Here is a 647-nt window from a genome sequence, read left to right as displayed (position 1 = left end):
GCCTGGGCCGGAGCAGTACCGCACCGCAAGCCGCATTGTCTCGACAAGGTTCTGCGACAAGCAGCCCAGTGGCTCCAGCGGACAGGCTGCAAAGCTCATGAGCACTCGCGCGGGGGTAAAGGGGTGCACATTCCCAGAAACGGAAAGGTAGTCTCCATTGACGTTGACCATCACTTGCTCGATGCGGTTGGTCATGAGTAACGCGAAACTGCCCGCCAGCGACGCGGGCATGGCTATAGCGTAGGGGACATTATCCACAACGCGCGGCGGAGCGGAATTATCGAACTGTTCTATGTAGACCGTCGTTTTGGGGATGAACATCACCCAAACGACAATCAATTGAATCACCATGGCATCGAGACGCAAACCCTTCTGGACCACTGTCTGCGCCAAAATGAAGATAAGCGAGAACATGAGGCCGGTCTTGACGATCGAGCCCACCAAAGACTCCTGGCCAAAAAACATGGCCATGGAAGTCATTGCACTTCCGATCACCACAGGATCGGAAATCGTATAAATGGTGAATGCCATGATGATTCCTACCGCTTGTCACTCGAACCGGAGGAGCCGCGCATCAGGGATGTCGTCAAACGCTGATTGATGACCAGCGAGTCGTACACGGCATTCACCATGGAGTTCATTCGCTC

Annotated in this window: 1 protein-coding gene; it reads right to left on the bottom strand. The window is 54.6% G+C overall.

The features are described 5' to 3' along the window. A partial coding sequence (locus GVL03_RS19080) for a conjugal transfer protein TraG N-terminal domain-containing protein (protein WP_159502567.1) occupies positions 1–531 on the bottom strand: 531 nt, incomplete at its 3' end. Positions 532–647: the final 116 nt, after the last annotated feature.

It is taken from the genome of Microbacterium sp. 18062, assembly GCF_902706225.1.
Classification (GTDB): domain Bacteria; phylum Actinomycetota; class Actinomycetes; order Actinomycetales; family Microbacteriaceae; genus Microbacterium.
Note: the sequence above shows the minus strand (reverse complement) of the source record. Positions and strands in the feature narration are given on the sequence as shown.